This window comes from Bacillus sp. 05T22 (assembly GCF_056396765.1).
The window spans coordinates 56,737-76,750 of the sequence record NZ_JBFTMC010000003.1 but is presented as its reverse complement, the minus strand read 5'-3'; the positions used below and the strand labels follow the sequence as shown (position 1 = coordinate 76,750).

20 protein-coding genes and 2 pseudogenes are annotated in these 20,014 nt (G+C 36.4%); 17 read left to right on the top strand and 5 right to left on the bottom strand.

Annotated features, from left to right (window positions below):
• Positions 1-56 precede the first annotated feature (56 nt).
• The 6 genes from AC1DIT_RS02035 to AC1DIT_RS02010 all read left to right on the top strand — a co-directional run bounded on the left by AC1DIT_RS02035 (position 57) and on the right by AC1DIT_RS02010 (position 4,455).
• Positions 57-980: an ABC transporter ATP-binding protein gene (locus AC1DIT_RS02035; RefSeq protein ID WP_033671547.1), complete on the top strand. Its 924-nt coding sequence runs from the start codon at positions 57-59 to the stop codon at positions 978-980.
• A complete protein-coding gene (locus AC1DIT_RS02030; RefSeq protein ID WP_016116543.1) occupies positions 973-1,653 on the top strand; it encodes an ABC transporter permease in 681 nt (226 codons plus the stop codon). Before AC1DIT_RS02035 ends, AC1DIT_RS02030 begins: the two co-directional genes overlap by 8 nt.
• 50 nt (positions 1,654-1,703) lie before the next feature.
• Positions 1,704-2,408: an ABC transporter permease gene (locus AC1DIT_RS02025; RefSeq protein ID WP_016116542.1), complete on the top strand. Its 705-nt coding sequence runs from the start codon at positions 1,704-1,706 to the stop codon at positions 2,406-2,408.
• 55 nt (positions 2,409-2,463) lie between these two features.
• The gene (locus AC1DIT_RS02020) at positions 2,464-3,336 is read left to right on the top strand and encodes a DUF4097 family beta strand repeat-containing protein (RefSeq protein ID WP_016116541.1); all 873 of its coding nucleotides are present in this window, start codon (positions 2,464-2,466) and stop codon (positions 3,334-3,336) included.
• Between the two features lie 132 nt (positions 3,337-3,468).
• Positions 3,469-3,642 (top strand): hypothetical protein, encoded by a 174-nt coding sequence (locus tag AC1DIT_RS02015; RefSeq protein ID WP_016116540.1) that lies wholly within the window; start codon positions 3,469-3,471, stop codon positions 3,640-3,642.
• Positions 3,643-3,759: 117 nt separating this feature from the next.
• Positions 3,760-4,455, top strand: a complete 696-nt coding sequence (locus tag AC1DIT_RS02010) for an ABC transporter permease (protein WP_016116539.1) — start codon at positions 3,760-3,762, stop codon at positions 4,453-4,455.
• A 64-nt stretch (positions 4,456-4,519) separates the two neighbouring features.
• On the opposite strand, the pseudogene AC1DIT_RS02005 reads toward AC1DIT_RS02010, so the two are convergent.
• Positions 4,520-4,609 (bottom strand): annotated as a pseudogene (locus tag AC1DIT_RS02005) (YfjL-like protein); the annotation flags it as partial.
• 96 nt (positions 4,610-4,705) lie between these two features.
• Positions 4,706-5,209, bottom strand: a complete 504-nt coding sequence (locus AC1DIT_RS02000; protein ID WP_016116538.1) for a DinB family protein — start codon at positions 5,207-5,209, stop codon at positions 4,706-4,708.
• Between the two features lie 505 nt (positions 5,210-5,714).
• Between AC1DIT_RS02000 and AC1DIT_RS01995 the strand changes: the two genes are divergently transcribed.
• From AC1DIT_RS01995 to trxA, 6 genes are all read left to right on the top strand, one after another.
• Positions 5,715-7,400 (top strand): long-chain-fatty-acid--CoA ligase, encoded by a 1,686-nt coding sequence (locus AC1DIT_RS01995; protein WP_016132093.1) that lies wholly within the window; start codon positions 5,715-5,717, stop codon positions 7,398-7,400.
• Between the two features lie 115 nt (positions 7,401-7,515).
• Complete coding sequence (locus AC1DIT_RS01990) at positions 7,516-8,103, top strand: TetR/AcrR family transcriptional regulator (RefSeq protein ID WP_018764425.1); 588 nt, start codon at positions 7,516-7,518, stop codon at positions 8,101-8,103.
• An 11-nt stretch (positions 8,104-8,114) separates the two neighbouring features.
• The gene (locus tag AC1DIT_RS01985; RefSeq protein ID WP_476998033.1) at positions 8,115-8,891 is read left to right on the top strand and encodes an enoyl-CoA hydratase; all 777 of its coding nucleotides are present in this window, start codon (positions 8,115-8,117) and stop codon (positions 8,889-8,891) included.
• 79 nt (positions 8,892-8,970) lie between these two features.
• Positions 8,971-9,744: an electron transfer flavoprotein subunit beta gene (etfB, locus tag AC1DIT_RS01980; RefSeq protein WP_016116535.1), complete on the top strand. Its 774-nt coding sequence runs from the start codon at positions 8,971-8,973 to the stop codon at positions 9,742-9,744.
• Between the two features lie 36 nt (positions 9,745-9,780).
• Positions 9,781-10,758 (top strand): electron transfer flavoprotein subunit alpha, encoded by a 978-nt coding sequence (gene etfA / locus AC1DIT_RS01975; RefSeq protein ID WP_016132092.1) that lies wholly within the window; start codon positions 9,781-9,783, stop codon positions 10,756-10,758.
• A gap of 209 nt (positions 10,759-10,967) precedes the next feature.
• A complete protein-coding gene (gene trxA, locus AC1DIT_RS01970; protein WP_016116533.1) occupies positions 10,968-11,282 on the top strand; it encodes a thioredoxin in 315 nt (104 codons plus the stop codon).
• 285 nt (positions 11,283-11,567) lie between these two features.
• On the opposite strand, the pseudogene AC1DIT_RS01965 reads toward trxA, so the two are convergent.
• Positions 11,568-11,812: pseudogene (locus AC1DIT_RS01965) on the bottom strand (cytoplasmic protein).
• Between the two features lie 284 nt (positions 11,813-12,096).
• Between AC1DIT_RS01965 and uvrC the strand changes: the two are divergent.
• Positions 12,097-13,881 (top strand): excinuclease ABC subunit C, encoded by a 1,785-nt coding sequence (gene uvrC, locus AC1DIT_RS01960; RefSeq protein WP_016116532.1) that lies wholly within the window; start codon positions 12,097-12,099, stop codon positions 13,879-13,881.
• A 315-nt stretch (positions 13,882-14,196) separates the two neighbouring features.
• On the opposite strand, the gene AC1DIT_RS01955 is transcribed toward uvrC, so the two are convergent.
• Positions 14,197-14,646, bottom strand: coding sequence for a YslB family protein (locus AC1DIT_RS01955; RefSeq protein WP_016116531.1), 450 nt, complete (start codon positions 14,644-14,646; stop codon positions 14,197-14,199).
• Positions 14,647-14,958: 312 nt separating this feature from the next.
• Between AC1DIT_RS01955 and sdhC the strand changes: the two genes are divergently transcribed.
• The 4 genes from sdhC to AC1DIT_RS01935 all read left to right on the top strand — a co-directional run bounded on the left by sdhC (position 14,959) and on the right by AC1DIT_RS01935 (position 18,891).
• Positions 14,959-15,585: a succinate dehydrogenase cytochrome B558 gene (gene sdhC / locus AC1DIT_RS01950; RefSeq protein WP_476998032.1), complete on the top strand. Its 627-nt coding sequence runs from the start codon at positions 14,959-14,961 to the stop codon at positions 15,583-15,585.
• A 13-nt stretch (positions 15,586-15,598) separates the two neighbouring features.
• Positions 15,599-17,392, top strand: a complete 1,794-nt coding sequence (sdhA, locus tag AC1DIT_RS01945; RefSeq protein WP_016116529.1) for a succinate dehydrogenase flavoprotein subunit — start codon at positions 15,599-15,601, stop codon at positions 17,390-17,392.
• On the top strand, positions 17,385-18,146 hold the full coding sequence (sdhB, locus tag AC1DIT_RS01940; protein WP_016116528.1) for a succinate dehydrogenase iron-sulfur subunit: 762 nt from the start codon (positions 17,385-17,387) through the stop codon (positions 18,144-18,146). The genes sdhA and sdhB overlap by 8 nt, the downstream gene beginning before the upstream one ends.
• Before the next feature lie 298 nt (positions 18,147-18,444).
• Positions 18,445-18,891 carry an acyl-CoA thioesterase gene (locus AC1DIT_RS01935; RefSeq protein ID WP_016116527.1) on the top strand — a complete coding sequence of 149 codons (447 nt, stop codon included), beginning with the start codon at positions 18,445-18,447 and terminating at the stop codon, positions 18,889-18,891.
• Between the two features lie 35 nt (positions 18,892-18,926).
• Here AC1DIT_RS01935 and AC1DIT_RS01930 read toward each other — a convergent pair whose 3' ends face one another.
• Positions 18,927-19,706, bottom strand: a complete 780-nt coding sequence (locus AC1DIT_RS01930) for a M15 family metallopeptidase (protein WP_476998031.1) — start codon at positions 19,704-19,706, stop codon at positions 18,927-18,929.
• Positions 19,707-20,014: the final 308 nt, after the last annotated feature.

Sequence of the window (20,014 nt, the reverse complement as noted above, 5' to 3'; positions counted from 1 at the left end):
CTTACTGCCCGTTAATGCGGGGGAAGTATGAAGTGAAAGCGAAAGGGGAAAATGATATGTCCTATGTATTAAAAACAAATCAGTTAACAAAAGTATTTGAGGGGAAAGAAGTGATTTCTGGGGTTAATATGCATGTGAAAAAAGGAGAAATCTATGGCTTTTTAGGACCGAATGGTGCTGGTAAAACAACGATTATGAAGATGATTACCAATTTAATAAAACCAACGAGTGGGGATATTGAAATTTTCGGTGAGAAATTAACCGATACATCTTATGACGTGTTAAAACGAATGGGAACAATTATTGAATATCCAATCTTTTATGACAAATTAACAGCTAAAGAAAATTTATATTTACATTGTGAATATATGGGTTATTACGACAAGAAGGAGATTGAGCATGCATTAGATCTTGTCAATTTACACAACGTGGAGAATAAAAAAGTAAAAGATTTTTCACTGGGGATGAAGCAAAGGTTAGGAATTGCCAGAGCAATTTTGACAAAACCGGAGCTATTAATTTTAGACGAACCAATCAACGGTTTAGATCCAATCGGTATTAGAGAACTGCGCGACTTATTTAAAATGCTTTGCAAAGAATATGGAATTACTCTATTAGTTTCTAGTCATATTTTAGGTGAAATGGAGCAGATGGCAGATACAATTGGGGTCATTCAAAATGGAAAATTAATAAAAGAAGTTTCTATGAAAAGTATTAATGGTAAGCAAACAGAGTATATTGAAATTCAAGTTCAAGATGTGAAACGAGCAGCTTATGTTTTAGAAAATAAACTACGTATAACAAACTACAAAATTATGAGTGAGAGTATGATTCGCGTGTATGAAGTGACAGCGACGCAGCAAGCGATTTCTAAAGCGCTCATCATGAATGACGTAGAAATTGAAAGTATAAACAAAAAGCATAGTTCATTAGAAGAATATTTCTTGAATCTCGTGAATGGAGAGGGGATCCATGCTTAATTTAATGAGACTTGAGCTTATGAAATTTAAGTTGTGGCCGGTTATTAGAGGGGCATTCCTTGCAACTTTTATTATTTCTATACTTATTTCATTAATTATGCTTGATGGAGAAGTGAATAGTTATGATAGTGCATTTCAATTGATTGATCGTTTTCCACGAGCGGCATTTATGATTTTTGGAGCAAGTTTAATTGCCAAATTTATTATTCAAGAGTTTCAAAATAAGACGATGACGGTTATGTTCATGTACCCGATTAATCGTAAAAAAATGATGGCAGCAAAAATGCTTATCGTTATTTTGTTTACTTTATGCGCAATTATCATTTCAGAAATTATCATATTTAGTTTCGTTTATGTTGTGAATATATATTATCCAGTTATTACTGAACCATTAATGATATCTATTTTAGCCGAGAACGCGGTCAAATTATTTGTAAATGCATTAGCGACAACAGGAATTAGTTTAATCCCACTTTACTTCGGAATGAAAAAGTATTCAGTTCGGACAACATTCGTATCCGCAATTATTATCGTATGTTTAGTTACTGCTAGTTTGAATGGGGAAATTTCGGTTTTTGATTTTATCGTAATTCCCATTACATTAGCTTGTGTTGGTCTGTTGATTGCTTATATGGCAATAAGAAAAATCGAACAGGTAGATTTGTTTCAATAAGGTGAATCTAGAAAAATACGTCTTAAATCATATTAATGGAGGCAGTTAACATGTTTAAACTAATGAAGCTAGAATGGAGAAAACATCACTTATCTGGTTACTTTAGAGGAGTCGCAATTTGTATTGTAGCAATCTTTGCCGCAGTTGGTCTTATGGCATGGGGTTCTAAAGTTGATAGTGATTTAATGTTTACGGATTATGCGGGATTTATGTCTTTAGCGAATATTTTTATTAGAGTAACATTTATCATTTTTTCAGCTGTCATTTTATCACGTTTAGTCATTGATGAATACAGGAGTAAAACAATGCAATTATTATTTACCTATCCATTACAACGAAAAAAAATCATGCAAGCAAAGTTAGCAATTGTTTTTGGATTTTGTTTTTGCAGCATAATTGTTACTACTTTTATGATCAATGTGTTAACTTTCTTCTTAAATCCAATGATAGGATTCTTTGAAACACCTGTTACTATGGATCAAATCATTGCTACCATTCCAGCTACTTTTCTTAGCGCATTTATGATGGCTGGAATCAGCTTAGTTCCCTTATATTTTGGTATGAGAAAAAAGTCAACTCCTACAACGATTACGTCATCTATATTAATTGGACTATTGATTAATTCAACTGTTTCTAATGGGGAATTACAGATTAGTTTGTTTGACTTCATTGTAGTACCAATTGCATTTTGTCTATTAGGTCTTACAATTGGCTATCTTTCGTATCATAAAGTTGACAAAATGGATGTGGCTTAAATAAAGATAAGATCATGAATAATGCGTAGATTTAAAATGAACTGGGGAATAAAGAGTGAAGAAAATTATATTAGCTTCTATTTTAATGATTGTAATTGTTGGAGTAGCTTTTAGTCTCAAAGAAGTAGGGACAAAGAGTTTTGAAAAAGAAATCTCCTTTGCAGTAGATAGTGTGGAAGAAATAGAAATAAATAACGAAGATTGGGATGTTGAATTCAAAAATACGGAATCAAAAAAAATAACAATCACAGTTGAAGGAAAACAAAAAGATAAGAAAAATGATCCTGTAACAATTAAAAATGATGGGGAGAAAATTGTAGTTAGTCAGAAAGAGAAAAAGGAAGGTTTTTGGGGAGGATTCAGTTTTGGAAAGAACGGTACTATTTATATTTCCATCCCCAAAAATGGAGTAGGTACGATTAAATTGAATAATAGCTCTGGTGATATAAAAATGAATGATATAACGACTAAAAATATTGTATTTTCAAACGTCTCTGGTTCTGAAAAGATCGTAGGACTATCAGCAGAAAAAGGTATGTTTACATCAAAAACTGGGGAACTAAGTTTAAAAGATAGTTCATTAAAAGAACTATTCGTATCTTCTACTACTGGTGATAGCTATATGACAAATGTGAACGGCAATAATATGAAAATCACTTCAACAGATGGTGAAGTATCAATTAAAGATATAAAAGAAGGAAAAACATTACTTGTAGAAACAAAGTCAGGAGATATTGAGGTGTCTTATAAAGAAATTCCTACTTCATTAAAGCTTACTGCTAACAGTAATTCATCTGATATAGCAGTGAATTTAAATGGATTTAACAAAAAAACGAATACGGAAAAATCAAAAGAAGGCACGATTGGTGATGCATTAAATACACTAGAGCTCTTAAGCAAAAAAGGAACTATAAATATAAATTCATAACTTTGATTTTCTTGGATTTACTCATGAATCAATACGTATGAGAATGCCAGTGATTTACTCTATACTAAGTGCTGTTTTGATAGGAATAGCAACAGTGTTCAGAATAATAAATGCAATTAGGGAGGAATGGTTATGGATTTACTGGTACTTAATATAGTCGGTGGGTTTATAGCACTTTTAATAGGAGGAATCTTATATTACAGAAATCCAAAGCAGAAGGTTTTTTTGCTTTTAATGGCAATAGGGATAGTAAGCGTCATTATAACTGGAATTAGAATGTTTTTAAAATACATGATTAATTGCTAAGTTTTATCGTTATTCCAATTATATTAGTTTGTATTGACCTACTTGTTGCTTATATGCCAGTAAGAAAGATCGAATCGATTTGTTAAATAAACATAGATGAACTAGGGAGGGAATGAAATGCTGCAACTCATGAAGCTAGAAATGAAGAAATTTAAGCTTGGGTGGTATGTGAAGGGTACGATTATCGCAAATATATTGATGGTTGCGCTTTTGTTTTTTGTAGGCTATGTGTCACAAATTGAAGGAGGTTTAGAACTAAGAAATTCTCAAATGATGCTTTTAATGGCTAGTACAATGGTGAGAGGAACATTTATTGTCTTTGCAGGAGTATTAATTGCAAAATTAGTAATTGAAGAATATAAAAACAGAACAATATTGCTCATGTTTTCGTATCCGATTAATCGAAAAAAAATCATCGCTAGTAAGTTATTAATTACAGCAATGCTAACCTTTATAACAGTTGTATTATCTAACATTTTTGTAGTAAGTGTTTTCTTTATGTTAAATAGCTATATGTTAGTTATTCCGAATACAATAACGATAGATGCGTTGATTCAAGAAAGTATAAAAGTGGTTCCTTTTGCCATTGCAGCTGCAGGAACAAGTTTAATTCCGTTATACTTTGGTATGCGTAAATATTCTGTACCAACAACAATTCTCTCTTCCTTAGTTGTTGTGGCGATTGCATGTCAAAATCAACCAGAGTTTTCACCAGCGACCTTTCTCCCGCTTCAATTCGCGCTTGCAGCTATTGGGATTATAATTGCTTATTATGGGATTAAAAATATTGAGAACGAAGATATAGCAGCGTGACCAAAAGAAGTAAAAAAGAGTTAGCATGACGCTAGCTCTTTTTTACTTCTATGTTTTAGCCGTATTACTTTGTAATTTTAGAATGTTGACTTAAATACTCCTGAACTTCTGGAGAAATGTCAAAGCGGTTCGGTCCTTTATACTCGATAATAAAGTAATCGTTGTATAGAAAATAGTTTCACATGAAACAAGTTACAGAAAAAGACAAGGTATTTAGTCTCCTTGTCTTATTTAGCATTATAACATACTGCTACATTTTCGGAGCTTCCATACCAGTAGCATCCCATTCTTCTTTTGTAGGTCCATAAATACCCGGAACTTTCAAGCCAGCTTGGCGCATTAAAACAGTCATTTGACCGCGGTGATGGTTTTGATGGTTAATGAGAGTCATTAAAAATATAGAATTCGGCATGGGACGTCCAAAGAAATCGTTAATTGTTGTTAAATCTTGATCGGTCCACTGCGTTTGAATTGCTTCAACAAAAGCTGTGTTTACTTTACGGTAATTTTCTGCAATCGTCTTTGCGGAAGTTGGTACAGGAGAATCTTTTGTTTCCTCCTCAAACTGTAAACCTGTCCCTGACAGCATTACTGGAATCGCGGTGACGATATGCCAAGCAACTCTACCTAAAGTCCAATGACCAGGTGCAATCTCTTGAGTCAGCGATTCATCCGTTAATGCATCCAATACCTTTTGCGTAGAATCAGCCTCGTATTTCCACGTTTTTAAAAAGCCTTCAATTGTTTGATACATGTTATCCCCCCTATGGTTACATTCATAGGGTAAATTCGTGAAAGGAGGAGGTTTTTCCTTTGATAATATCCAACAGTTTAAAGTACTACTAAAAGATGTGGATGGTAAAGAGGTAGTAATTGATTTGGTGCGAGAAGAGAAAAATAAAAAATAGTGCATAAAAGGGGGAAGGCTTCTAAATGATGAGGAAGCCTTCCTTTTTCATACATTAGATAGATCAACTGAATTTAGATTATACAATCAAGACAAAAAATATAAGCCGAAAGAGAAAAAAGCTGTATGTAATAAATATTAGAATGTACATCTTGGCTCCCCTATACAATTAGAATAGATGCAAAAGATCTTGTAGGAGGGCTAGTACATATAGGGTGAGATTATAAATGAATAGTTGTGTAAGAGTCAGAATATTATGATTGTAACACTGTTATGACTATAATATAATGAAAATAATCATCATGAATGGACATTCATTTTATTTGTGTAAGAACAGGAAGGAGGAATGGGAATGGAGAAACCTTGGTTACAAAATTATCCAAAGGAAATTCCACATACAATTTCTAATGATATGCGGCCGCTCCATGTATATTTACAGCAGATGTCTTCTCGGTACCCAGAAAAGAAAGCGCTTCATTTTTTAGGGAAAGATATTACATTTGCAGTGTTAGATCGTAAGGTGAGACAATTTGCAAATTACCTTAAAAGGCTTGGTGTGAAAAAAGGTGACCGAGTTGCGATTATGTTACCAAATTGTCCGCAAGCTGTGATTGGATATTATGGTACGTTACTTGTAGGTGGTATAGTGGTACAAACAAATCCCCTTTATACAGAGAGGGAGTTAGAATATCAGCTCCATGATTCCGGGGCGAAAGTTATTCTTTGTGTTGACCTAGTTTTTCCGAAAGTCACCAATGTTCAATCTGCTACAAAGGTGGAGCACGTTATTGTAACCCGCATTGCTGACTTTTTGCCATTTCCAAAAAATTTACTCTATCCAGTTGTACAAAAGAAGCAAAGCAACCTGGTTGTAACAGTAACGGAAAGTGATACGATTCATGTTTGGAAATCGGTAGAAAAAGAAAGTGATGAAACGGTAGAAGTGCCGTGTGACCCTGAAAATGATTTAGCACTCTTACAATATACTGGAGGTACGACAGGTTTTCCGAAAGGAGTTATGTTAACACACAAAAACCTTGTATCGAATACACTGATGGGTGTGCATTGGCTATATAACTGTACAGAGGGAGAGGAAGTCATTCTCGGTGTTCTTCCATTTTTTCATGTGTATGGAATGACTGCTGTAATGAATTTGGCTATTATGCAAGGGTATAAAATGGTACTGGTTCCGAAGTTTGATATGAAAATGGTGTTTGAAGCGATTAAAAAACATAAAGTTACACTATTTCCGGGAGCTCCAACAATTTATATTGCCCTTTTAAATAGTCCTCTACTTCGGGAATATGATATTTCTTCGATTCGGGCTTGTATTAGTGGCTCTGCCCCACTTCCAGTAGAGGTACAAGAGAAATTTGAAAAGATTACAGGCGGTAAGCTGGTAGAAGGATATGGACTCACAGAATCATCTCCAGTTACACACGGCAATTTCTTATGGAAAAAACGTGTGCCGGGAAGTATTGGTGTTCCGTGGCCAGATACAGATGCACGCATTATGTCACTTGAAACAGGAGAATATTTGCCACCCGGTGAGATTGGTGAAATTGTAGTGAAGGGCCCGCAAGTGATGAAAGGATACTGGAATAAGCCTGAGGAAACAGCAGCGGTATTACAGGACGGGTGGTTACACACAGGTGATATTGGGTATATGGATGAAGAGGGTTTTTTCTATGTGAAAGATCGCAAGAAAGACATGATTGTTGCCAGCGGATTCAATGTTTATCCGCGCGAAGTGGAAGAAGTATTATATGAGCATGAAAAAGTGCAGGAAGTGGTTACGATTGGTGTTCCAGATCCGTATCGCGGTGAGACTGTGAAAGCTTTTGTTGTGCTAAAAGAAGGAGAAGTTTGTTCTGAAGAAGAGTTAGATCAATTTGCTCGTAAATATTTGGCTGCTTATAAAGTCCCAAAAGTATATGAGTTTCGGAGCGAGTTACCAAAAACAACAGTAGGGAAGATTTTACGCCGTGTCCTTATAGATGAAGAACAGAAGAAGAAAGAGGATGAGAAGACGGGCTAAAGGCCCTTTCTTTTTGAAAATATAGGATATAGGATTGACATTTTTTTAAATAGTCAGTATTATATGAAATATGAATGACCACTCATTCAGTCATCTTCTTGAAGGGGACAGTAAAGTGAAAAAAAATCGACCAAAATATAACCAAATTATTGATGCTGCGGTTATTGTGATTGCAGAAAATGGATACCATCAAGCGCAAGTTTCTAAAATTGCAAAGCAAGCTGGTGTTGCTGATGGAACTATTTATTTATATTTTAAAAATAAAGAAGATATATTAATATCCTTATTCCAAGAGAAGATGGGAGAATTTATAGAAAAAATTCGCCAAAAAACAGCAGGAATTGAAAGCGCTGTAGCGAAGTTATTTATGTTGGTAGAAACGCACTTCTTGCTGTTGTCACAAAATGATCCTCTTGCTATTGTCACGCAACTAGAGCTTCGTCAATCCAACCAAGAGTTACGCCTCAAAATAAATGAAGTATTAAAAGGATACTTACAAGTCATCGATGAGATTTTGGAAACAGGTATAAGACAAGGAGAATTCCAAGCGGATTTAAATGTTCGCGTAGCAAGACAAATGATCTTCGGAACAGTAGATGAAGTTGTGACCAATTGGGTAATGAGCGATCATAAATATGATTTGGTCGCACTTTCAAAAACGGTACATGGGCTGCTTATTTCAGCTTGTGGTTATCGTCAATAATGGGAGGGATCATGTTGAAATTCCTATCTGTAACAGTAGAAGACCATATTGCGGTGGCAACGTTAAATCATCCACCAGCTAATGCGATGTCTTCACAAGTTATGCATGACGTTACTGARYTAATYGATCAAGTSGAAAAGGATGAWAAYATYCGYGTTGTTGTTCTWCATGGTGAAGGMCGCTTCTTYTCAGCAGGRGCAGATATTAAAGARTTTACWTCTGTTGAGGAAGCGAAACAAGCAACAGAGTTAGCACAGCTTGGACAAGTTACGTTTGAGCGTGTTGAAAAGTGCTCAAAACCAATCATTGCGGCAATTCATGGAGCGGCACTTGGCGGTGGCCTTGAATTCGCTATGTCTTGCCACATGCGCTTTGCAACTGAAAGTGCAAAGCTTGGTTTACCAGAGCTAACGCTTGGACTTATTCCTGGCTTTGCAGGTACACAGCGTTTGCCACGCTATGTTGGTAAAGCGAAGGCTTGTGAAATGATGCTAACAAGTACACCAATTACAGGTGCACAGGCATTAGAATGGGGACTTGTTAACGGCGTGTTCTCAGAAGAAATACTTTTAGAAGAGACTCTCAAAATCGCAAAACAAATTGCTGGCAAAAGCCCAGCGACAACTCGTGCTGTGTTAGAGCTATTACAAACAACAAAATCATCTCATTATTATGAAGGTGTACAGCGTGAGGCACAAATATTTGGTGAAGTGTTTACGAGTGAAGATGGAAGAGAAGGTGTAGCGGCATTCTTAGAAAAACGCAAACCTTCATTTAGTGGCAGGTAGTTCAAATTATTTTTTTAATATAAATTAACGGAATATTAAAATTGATAGAATCTTTCTGAAAAACAAGGGGGTAAATGGAATGAACATCTACGTACTCATGAAACGAACATTTGATACAGAAGAGAAAATCGTAATTAAAAACGGTGCAATTTATGATGGCGAAGCGGAATTCATCATCAACCCTTACGATGAATATGCGATTGAAGAAGCAATTCAAGTAAGAGACGCACAAGGCGGTGAAATTACGGTTGTAACAGTTGGCGGAGAAGATAGTGAAAAAGAACTTCGCACTGCGCTAGCGATGGGCTGTGATAAAGCGGTATTAATCAATATTGAAGATGATGTTGAGAATGGTGACCAATTTACAACAGCGAAAGTGCTTGCTGAATATTTAAAAGATAAAGAAGTAGATTTAATTTTAGGTGGAAACGTAGCGATTGATGGTGCGTCTGGACAAGTTGGACCACGCGTAGCGGAAGCGCTAAATATTCCATACGTAACAACAATTACGAAGCTTGAAATTAATGGTACAAGCGTGAAAATTGAGCGCGATGTCGAAGGTGATACTGAAGTGATTGAAGCATCACTACCACTTTTAGTAACAGCGCAACAAGGTTTAAATGAACCGCGTTATCCATCGCTTCCAGGTATTATGAAAGCGAAGAAAAAACCGCTTGAAGAACTAGAATTAGATGATTTAGATTTAGAGGAAGATGATGTGGAAGCAAAAACAAAAACAATCGAAATCTATTTACCTCCTAAGAAAGATGCAGGAAAAGTGTTACAAGGCGAGCTGCAAGATCAAGTAAAAGAACTTGTATCGTTGCTCCATACAGAAGCGAAAGTAATCTAATAAAATACGAAATTATATATGCAGGAGGGAAAATCTATGGCTCGTAAAGTATTAGTAATGGGTGAAGTTCGTGACGGATCACTACGTAACGTTTCTTTTGAAGCAGTAGCAGCAGCGAAAACAATCGCAGAAGGCGGTGAAGTGGTTGGCCTTCTAGTTGGAGAGAGCGTTGCATCTTTTGCAAATGAATTGATTCATTACGGTGCAGATCGCGTTGTGACAGTTGAAAATGATAAATTAAAATCATATACATCCGATGGTTATGCACAAGCATTTTTAGCTGTGTATGGTGAAGAGAAGCCAGAAGGTATTGTCTTTGGACATACAGCACTCGGTAAAGATTTATCACCAAAGTTAGCTGCTAAGCTTGAAGCTGGCCTTGTTTCTGATGTAACTGCATTAGAAGTCGCAGGTGGAAATGTTGTCTTCACACGCCCAATTTATTCTGGTAAAGCGTTTGAGAAGAAGGTTGTAACAGATGGCATTCTATTTGCGACAGTTCGTCCAAATAACATTACGCCACTTGAAAAAGATGAAGCGCGTACAGGTGATGTATCTTCTATTACAGTTGATGTAAAAGATTTACGTACAATCATTCAAGATGTTGTGCGTAAAACAGCAGAAGGTGTAGACCTTTCAGAAGCGAAAGTTATTATTGCTGGTGGACGCGGAGTGAAAAGTGAAGACGGTTTTAAACCGTTAAAAGAATTAGCAGATGTATTAGGTGGTGCTGTTGGTGCATCACGTGGTGCTTGTGACGCAGAGTATTGCGATTACTCATTACAAATTGGACAAACAGGTAAGGTTGTTACGCCAGACTTATATATTGCATGCGGTATTTCTGGCGCAATTCAGCATTTAGCTGGTATGTCTAACTCAAAAGTAATCGTTGCAATTAATAAAGATCCAGAAGCAAGTATCTTCAAAGTAGCTGACTATGGTATTGTTGGCGATTTATTCGAAGTGGTTCCTTTATTAACAGAAGAGTTTAAAAAGTTAAAAGTACATTCTTAATTTGAGTAACCCTTGAGTTCCAAGTGAAATACCCCTATATATAGAAAAACGAGAGGTCCCCTGCCTCTCGTTTTTTAGCATAGACTTTATATTTTTGTATAGTATAAAGGAACATTTTTTTGTTACAATACATAACGATACATAATATTCGCCACGTATATAACTTAATGATATACTTTTGGTAGAATACACTTGAAGGAGGAAATAAAATGGCAATTGTAAACGCAACTGACCAAAACTTCGCAGCTGAAACAAGCGAAGGGATTGTATTATTAGATTTCTGGGCACCATGGTGTGGTCCTTGTAAAATGATCGCTCCTGTATTAGAGGAGATCGATGCAGAATTAAGCGATAAAGTAAAAGTAGTAAAAGTAGACGTTGATGAAAACCAAGAAACAGCTCGCAGTTTTGAAGTAATGAGCATTCCATCTCTTTTCGTATTAAAAGATGGTAAAGTGGTTGACCAAGCGTTAGGATACAAACCAAAAGAAGCGTTAGTAGAATTAGTTTCTAAACACTTCTAAAACAAAAAAGCTGCCATGAGGTAGCTTTTTTGTTTTAAGTCTCTGTTAGACGATAATAATACAATTAGTAAGGGATGAAGAACCCCGCCGATTAAAGTTTCACTTTACCCCTCATTAATGGGTATTAAGACTTCACTTCAAAATTCAGTGAAAGCAAAGAAGTTAGGTGGGGATCAGCTGCCCGTAAAAGTCTGATTGGTGAGGGCTGATAATCAGTGAGGGATAAAGCCCACCACTGATTAAAATTTCACGTTATGGTTTGTGTAATGAGGAGAATAAATTTAATTATTCAAAGCATCTTTGGCGCATTTCTTTTAAAAAGGTTTCAGTGATTTTAAATCCAGAACCCTCTTCTATAATAGAGTCAATACCACAATAGGGGCAAACTGCTGTATCATCATCCCACCATTCATTAATTTTACTTGGGATGAAAATTTCTAAACAATAAAAACAACCACACATAGTGTCTTTTTTTAGTAAATTCTATTCTGAGAACAGAAACGGTGTGCTTCTTCAAAATATTTCTCCATTGTATCCTCCTTTTTACGCTTTTCTTTGATGTTTTATTTGAAAGCTTCTTTTGGATATTTCATGCACGAATTGTTTATATAATACATCATGATCAAAGGTTAAAAAACAAAATCAAAAATTCTATTTTGTTAGTTTAACATGAAAATTAATAGTACAATTCTATGTGAAAAGAAGAAAATATGTATAATGTTTTCATTTTTTTGTTCTTTCCGTTACAATAAAAGAACGTATGTTGGGTGTTTTGGAATAATAATGATAAATATGTAGAAACGGGGGTTTGCGAGTGCACGAGCATTTAAAAGAAAAATTATCAATTTTACCAGATCAACCAGGCTGTTACTTAATGAAAGATAAGCAAGGAACGGTTATATATGTCGGGAAGGCAAAGGTGTTAAAAAATCGTGTGCGCTCGTATTTTACTGGTTCACATGATGGGAAGACACTCCGTCTTGTCGGAGAAATTGTTGATTTTGAATATATTGTTACCTCCTCAAATCTGGAGGCACTTATTTTAGAATTAAATTTAATCAAAAAATATGATCCAAAATATAATATCCAATTAAAAGATGATAAAACATATCCATTTATTAAAATTACAGCTGAAAAACAGCCACGTTTGCTCATTACGAGAAATGTAAAAAAGGATAAAGGAAAGTATTTTGGTCCGTATCCAAATGCGCAATCAGCTCATGAAACAAAAAAACTGTTAGATCGCATGTATCCGCTTCGGAAATGTACAAATATACCAGATAAAGTTTGTTTATATTATCATATGGGACAATGCTTAGCACCTTGTGTACAAGAGGTAACGGATGAACAGAATCAAGAAATTGTAGATGGAATTGTTAAGTTTTTGAATGGTGGACATAAAGAAGTTCGTTCAGAATTAGAAGCGAAAATGTATGAAGCATCGGAAAAATTAGAGTTTGAACGTGCAAAAGAATTACGGGATCAAATTTCTCATATAGATGCGATTATGGAAAAGCAGAAGATGATTATGAGCGACTTAGTTGACCGCGATGTGTTTGGTTATGCGGTGGATAAAGGCTGGATGTGCGTGCAAGTTTTCTTTGTCCGAAAAGGTAAGTTAATCGAGCGCGATGTCTCTATGTTCCCAATTTATGATGAGCCTGAAGAAGGGTTTTTAACATTTATCGGTCAATTTTATGAACAAAACAATCATTTTAAACCAAAGGAAATTGTAGTGCCAGGCAGTATTGATCCTGAATTAGTAGAGCGTTTTTTAGAAGTGGATGTAACGCAGCCAAAACGAGGAAAGAAAAAAGACCTCGTTGAATTAGCAAACAAGAATGCGAAGATCGCTTTAGGGGAGAAGTTTTATTTAATTGAACGTGATGAAGAGCGGACAATTAAGGCTGTTGAAAATTTAGGTAAGCAGCTTGGCATTGAAACACCATATCGTATTGAAGCATTTGATAACTCAAATATTCAAGGGACGAATCCAGTTTCAGCAATGATTGTCTTTATTGATGGAAAACCAGCGAAAAAAGAGTATCGAAAATATAAGATAAAGACAGTTCGAGGGCCAGATGATTATGAATCGATGCGAGAGGTTGTGCGCCGGCGGTATACGCGTGCTTTAAAAGAGAATTTGCCACTACCTGATTTAATTGTGATTGATGGCGGGAAAGGACATCTTGCAGCTGCTAGTGATGTGCTTGAAAATGAACTTGGCTTATATATTCCGATGGCTGGACTTGTTAAGGATGATAAGCACCGTACATCACATTTAATGATTGGTGATCCTCCCGAGCCTGTTATGCTTGAAAGAAATAGCCAAGAATTTTATTTATTGCAGCGTATTCAAGACGAGGTACACCGATTTGCAATTACATTTCACCGTCAGCTTCACGGGAAATCAGTGATTCAATCTGCTTTAGATGGGATTCCTGGAGTTGGTGAAAAGCGAAAAAAAGTATTGTTAAAACATTTTGGCTCCCTAAAAAAGATGAAAGAAGCTTCTGTGATGGAATTTGTCGAAGCGGGAATGCCGCAAAATGTTGCAGAAACTATTTATTCCTATTTAACAGATAAGAAGACGTTGTAGTTTACAATGTCTTTTATTTTTTGGTATAATTTCAGAAGATTAAAAATCATTGAAAACGAATGAATATGCAAAAATATATAAATCCATTTTGATTTTTCGACATATAAGCTGTGGCTATGAAAACAAAAACAGTTCTCCACTCATTTCCTCCTTTTGTTTTCACACGGCATGGGGGGAAAAAGGCACTGACCGCTTCTATACATGGCCGGATGCTCTCTCCCACCTAAAAGAAATGGTGTATGTCGTTTTTTTAATTTGGATTTATATAGAAAAGTCAACTAAACCTATATGTCTAGTTGACTGTTAGTGTAGATTCTACACTTCGATAGGATCTTTTACGTCCCATTTTACAAGAAACGTGATAGATTCCGAACGTTTTTTTTGCTCTTCATATGACTCTGCAACAACATTTCGTTGTTTTTGAATTTGCTCTGCAACAAATCCAGTTTCTAATTGGTAAGAAGAATGTCTATTTTGCTTTTGACGCTCTGTAATGAGCGGACTTGTTAGCTGAAAATGCATTTCACGGCGTTTATGCTCGATGATGTTCAAGCGGCCCCAGCTAGCTTTTTCAAAAAAATGAATGACTTCTTCAATCGTCTCTAGCGGATATTTTCGTGCTAGGTTTCTGCCGGCCCAGTATAAGATGTCATCTAATTCTTTACCAATTAGGTCAGGTAGTACTTCTTCACGCAGCAGCTCATAAGCGAAAGCGTTCAATGAAACATCTTCTAAAGATGCTATATCAAGTGTATTTTTGCTCACAATATTCCCCTCTTTCTATAGGGATTATTATATAACATTTCCCATTTATAAAAACAGTACTTTCTTTAGGAAAATCTAAATATATAGGAAGAAAAACGGAAGTGGCAAATTATATGCAAATTATGTACAAATTATGTATACGTTTTCTTGACGCTTCGACAAAAATAGGAGTAAAATGAATTTGGTATCAAATTATGCTGAAATATTTCGAATAATTTTTTCAGTTTTTCTTATAGCAATAGTGAAAAAACATTATTGTTATAAACTAATACTGAAAGCAGCAGTCAAACACTCAAGGGGGGTAATGGGGACATGAAAGGCCGCGAGTATACGTTTCGCAAGTGGCACTCATTAATGGGGGTCATTCCGGTTGGTGTCTTTTTGACGCAACATTTAGTAGTAAACAATTTTGCAACAAGAGGGGCAGAGGCTTTTAACAAAGCTGCTCATTTTATGGAGCTCCTTCCATTCCGGTATGCGCTAGAAATTTTCGTCATCTTTTTACCGATACTGTACCATGCTATATATGGATTATATATTGCATTTACAGCTAAGAACAATGCGACATCTTATAGTTACTTCCGTAACTGGATGTTCGTCTTCCAACGAATCTCAGGTATCGTTACGCTGATTTTCATATCTTGGCACGTTTGGGAAACTCGTATTCAAGCATTGTTAGGTAAACAGGTAAATTATGATATGATGGCAGATATTTTAAGCAAYCCAGCTATGTTTGGYTTCTATTTAGTTGGGGTTGTATCAACAATTTTCCACTTTGYGAATGGACTATGGACATTCTGCATTAGCTGGGGAATTACAGTATCGCCACGTTCACAACGTATCTCTACTTATGTAACATTAGCTATTTTCTTAGGTTTATCTTATGTAGGTGTGAGTGCATTATTAGCGTTCATCGATCCACAGCTAGCAAATCAGTAAGGAGTGGGAGAGCATGAAAGGGAAACTTATAGTAGTCGGTGGTGGCTTAGCCGGCTTAATGGCAACGATTAAGGCAGCAGAAGCAGGAGTAAACGTGGAACTGTTCTCTTTAGTACCAGTAAAACGTTCGCATTCTGTATGTGCACAGGGTGGCATGAACGGTGCTGTAAATACGAAAGGTGAAGGGGATTCTCCATGGATCCACTTTGACGATACAATTTATGGTGGTGACTTCTTAGCGAACCAGCCACCAGTTAAAGCGATGTGTGAAGCAGCGCCTGGTATCATTCATTTAATGGACCGTATGGGTGTTATGTTTAACCGTACAGAAGAAGGACTTCTTGATTTCCGTCGCTTCGGGGGAACACAACATCACCGTACAGCATTCGCTGGTGCAACAACTGGCCAACAATTATTGTACGCATTAGATGAGCAAGTACGCCGTCATGAAGTAGCAGGACTTGTAACGAAATATGAAGGTTGGGATTTCTTACGTGCTGTTGTGGATGACGAAGGCGTATGTCGCGGAATCGTTGCACAAGACTTACAATCTATGGAGATTAAGAGTTTCCAAGCTGATGCTGTAATTATGGCAACAGGGGGCCCTGGTATCATCTTCGGAAAATCAACAAACTCTATTATTAATACAGGTACAGCAGCATCTGCTGTATATCAACAAGGTGCATATTATGCGAATGGTGAGTTCATTCAAATTCACCCAACAGCAATTCCTGGGGACGATAAGTTACGTCTAATGAGTGAATCTGCACGTGGTGAAGGTGGACGCGTTTGGACGTATAAAGACGGTAAGCCATGGTACTTCTTAGAAGAGAAATATCCTGCATACGGAAACCTTGTGCCTCGTGATATCGCAACGCGTGAAATTTTTGACGTGTGTGTCGAGCAAAAACTAGGTATTAATGGTGAAAACATGGTATATCTAGATCTTTCTCATAAAGATCCGAAAGAACTAGATATTAAACTTGGTGGAATCATTGAAATCTATGAAAAGTTCACAGGTGATGATCCTCGTAAACTACCGATGAAAATCTTCCCTGCTGTTCATTATTCAATGGGCGGACTATGGGTTGATTATAAGCARATGACAAGTATTCCAGGGTTATTTGCAGCAGGTGAGTGTGATTACTCTATGCACGGTGGTAACAGACTAGGTGCTAACTCGTTACTTTCAGCGATTTATGGCGGTATGGTAGCGGGACCAAATGCGATTGAATATATGAAAGGTCTTTCAAAATCATCTGATGCTGTTTCATCTACTTTATACGAGCAAAATGAATTAATCGAAACAGAGAAATTTAACAATATTTTAACGTTAGATGGTAATGAAAATGCATATGTTCTTCATAAAGAGCTTGGAGAATGGATGACGGATAACGTTACAGTAGTTCGTGAAAATAAAAAGTTATTAGAAACAGATGCGAAAATCGAAGAGTTAATGGAACGTTATAAACGCATTAACATTAACGATACAGCAAAATGGAGTAACCAAGGTGCTTCGTTTACACGCCAACTGGCAAATATGTTTGAATTAGCTCGTGTTATTACAATTGGTGCGTATAACCGTAATGAAAGCCGCGGTGCGCATTATAAACCAGAATTCCCAAATCGTGATGATGCGAACTTCTTAAAAACTACAATGGCGAAGTTTGAAGGAGAAGGAAATGCACCGGCATTCCATTACGAGGACGTTGATGTTTCATTAATCAAACCACGTAAGCGTGACTATTCTTCAAAACATGATGTAGCTGCTAAGGGTGAAGAGAAGGGGGATAAACAACATGTCTGAGAAAACAATCCGCCTCATCATTACGAGACAAGATGGACCAGATGCACAATCGTTTGATCAGGAATTTGAAATTCCATATCGCCCAAATATGAATATTATTTCGGCTCTTATGGAAATTCGTCGTAATCCTGTTGATGCAAAAGGAAACCATACAACTCCTGTTGCATGGGATATGAACTGTTTAGAAGAAGTATGTGGTGCTTGTTCTATGGTGATTAACGGTAAACCACGTCAATCATGTACAGCGCTTATCGATAAATTAGAACAACCAGTTCGTATAAAACCGATGAAGACATTCCCGGTAGTACGTGATTTACAAGTTGATCGTAGTCGTATGTTTGATGCTTTGAAACGTGTTAAGGCTTGGGTTCCAATCGATGGTACGTATGATTTAGGACCAGGACCAAGAATGCCAGAGAAAAAGCGTCAATGGGCATATGAACTTTCAAAATGTATGACATGTGGTGTTTGCTTAGAATCATGTCCGAACGTAAACAGTAAATCTGACTTTATCGGACCAGCGCCGCTTTCACAAGCACGTTTATTTAACTCACATCCAACTGGTGAAATGCATAAAGCAGAGCGCTTACGTGCAATTATGGGTGATGGTGGCCTTGCGAACTGTGGTAACTCGCAAAACTGCGTACAATCATGTCCAAAAGGTATCCCGTTAACAACTTCAATTGCAGCATTAAACCGCGATACAACAATTCAGTCGTTTAAAGATTTCTTTGGTAGCGACAATAACTATTAATTTATATTGCCTCTTCGAATCGAAGAGGCAATATTTATATAAATACAAATGGAAAAACCGACATGAAATTCTTCTTTTTGGGTGGGAGAGAGGATCCGACCATGCATAGAAACGGTAGCCCTATTCCGAGTGAAAACAAAGGGAGAAAATGAGTGTAGGTCACCTGTTGTTTTCCATAGCCGCGACTGATATGTTGGAAAATCAGAATGGATATATGGCTTTTTATCGTTTTAATTTTTTGTTTATTCCGAAAGTTATTATGTGACTTATGAGAATGAGAGAAAAAGGAGAGAAAAACATGAAGAAGATTTCCTATATTGAAAACTTTGCTAGCTGGGAAAAAGATTTTTCATTTTACATTCCTGTGAAAGTTCGTTTTTGTGAAACAGATATGTTTGGACACATGAATAATGGTGTTGCTTTTACATACTTTGAAGAAGCACGTATTGAATTTTTTAAAGAGCTTGGTTTTATGCAAGAATGGACACATGAAGCATCAGAAACAATGATTGTTGTTGCTGATTTACAATGTAATTTTTTTAAACAAATTTTCTTCGATGAACATTTAAAGGTATATGTAAAAGCTGAAACAATTGGGAATTCTTCTTTGGATTTACACTATATGGTGAAAAATGAAGCGGGAGAAGTTTGCTTAGTAGGGCGCGGGGCAATGGTGCAAGCCTCAAAGAAAACGGGAAAAGGGGCACCTTGGCTTGAAGAATGGAAGCAAAAGCTACTGCAATAATGAATGCAAAAAAAATAAGAGAGCGCTATGCTCTCTTATTTTTTTGCATCCATTGCTTCTTCTAATGTTAAGTGATGTTTATGTAAGTATGTAGCATATGGATTACCAACATAGCGAATATGCCATGGTTCGTATGCGTATTCCGTCGTATCTGTTTTATCCTCTAAATAACGAATAATGAATCCAAATTCATGGGCATGTGCTGCTACCCATTTACCTTCCTCTGTTTCACCGAAAATAGGCTCTAATTGATAATTTGCTGATTTAGAACTAATATCCATTGTAAGGCCTGTTTGATGTTCACTTGTTCCAGGGATTGCGCTTACCGAATCTGCTTCAGCTTGTCCTTGTCGTTTTATATACATATTATGTAATGATTGTTGTCGTTTATAAGAACGGTATCCTGATACAGCAGTAAGCTCTAGTCCTTGTTCTTTTGCTGCATGGAACATTTTTTCGAGAGCTGCACCAGCATCTTTACGAAGTAATGTTTTCTCTTTATCTTTTGGATATGCAAATGGAACGTCTGGTCTTATAAGATCATCTGGTGTATAGCCATCTGGTAATTTACGATGYTTATTKACTAAYACAAGAGSWGAATCYGGRTTTGTWACAASGGARAARTTMTCATCTAKTTTYTTTGCWKTATGATYWGCTTTTGGAAAWGCAGGAATCTCTTCTTTTGGATGTTCAATATGTTTCTTTGTTTCTACAGCTTTCGCTTCATTTTGTAGTGGAGACTTCGAGCCGAAGTAAGCGAAGGATGTGATACCGATTACAATCGTGGTGGCAGAAATAATAATTACCTTTTTCATAACGCTGTGTAATCTCAGTCCTTTCTTATAATTTTTCTAGTATGTTAATTATAAGTCTAGTTTCTATAAAAAGAAATATTAGAGTCGTAACGTAATAGAATTGCAAAGAAAATGTCAAAAAATGTGTAATTTTGTCGGTTTATATACATGCAAATGGAAAAAACAATACAAAACCTCTCTTTTGGGTGGGAGAGAGCGTTCGGCCATGCATAGAAGCGGTCCGGGCTTTTTTTAGCCCCATGCCGAGTGAAAACAAAGGGAGAAAACGAGTGGAGATTCTTTTTTATTTTCACAGCCGCGACTTATAT

What these genes read in the sequence shown, in the direction of transcription:
- AC1DIT_RS02035 (WP_033671547.1), top strand. Translation starts at nt 57, where the DNA reads ATGTCCTATGTATTAAAAACAAATCAGTTAACAAAAGTATTTGAGGGG.
- AC1DIT_RS02030 (WP_016116543.1), top strand. Translation starts at nt 973, where the DNA reads ATGCTTAATTTAATGAGACTTGAGCTTATGAAATTTAAGTTGTGGCCG.
- AC1DIT_RS02025 (WP_016116542.1), top strand. Translation starts at nt 1,704, where the DNA reads ATGTTTAAACTAATGAAGCTAGAATGGAGAAAACATCACTTATCTGGT.
- AC1DIT_RS02015 (WP_016116540.1), top strand. Translation starts at nt 3,469, where the DNA reads ATGGATTTACTGGTACTTAATATAGTCGGTGGGTTTATAGCACTTTTA.
- AC1DIT_RS02010 (WP_016116539.1), top strand. Translation starts at nt 3,760, where the DNA reads ATGCTGCAACTCATGAAGCTAGAAATGAAGAAATTTAAGCTTGGGTGG.
- AC1DIT_RS02000 (WP_016116538.1), bottom strand. Translation starts at nt 5,209, where the DNA reads ATGTATCAAACAATTGAAGGCTTTTTAAAAACGTGGAAATACGAGGCT.
- AC1DIT_RS01995 (WP_016132093.1), top strand. Translation starts at nt 5,715, where the DNA reads ATGGAGAAACCTTGGTTACAAAATTATCCAAAGGAAATTCCACATACA.
- etfB (WP_016116535.1), top strand. Translation starts at nt 8,971, where the DNA reads ATGAACATCTACGTACTCATGAAACGAACATTTGATACAGAAGAGAAA.
- etfA (WP_016132092.1), top strand. Translation starts at nt 9,781, where the DNA reads ATGGCTCGTAAAGTATTAGTAATGGGTGAAGTTCGTGACGGATCACTA.
- trxA (WP_016116533.1), top strand. Translation starts at nt 10,968, where the DNA reads ATGGCAATTGTAAACGCAACTGACCAAAACTTCGCAGCTGAAACAAGC.
- sdhB (WP_016116528.1), top strand. Translation starts at nt 17,385, where the DNA reads ATGTCTGAGAAAACAATCCGCCTCATCATTACGAGACAAGATGGACCA.
- AC1DIT_RS01935 (WP_016116527.1), top strand. Translation starts at nt 18,445, where the DNA reads ATGAAGAAGATTTCCTATATTGAAAACTTTGCTAGCTGGGAAAAAGAT.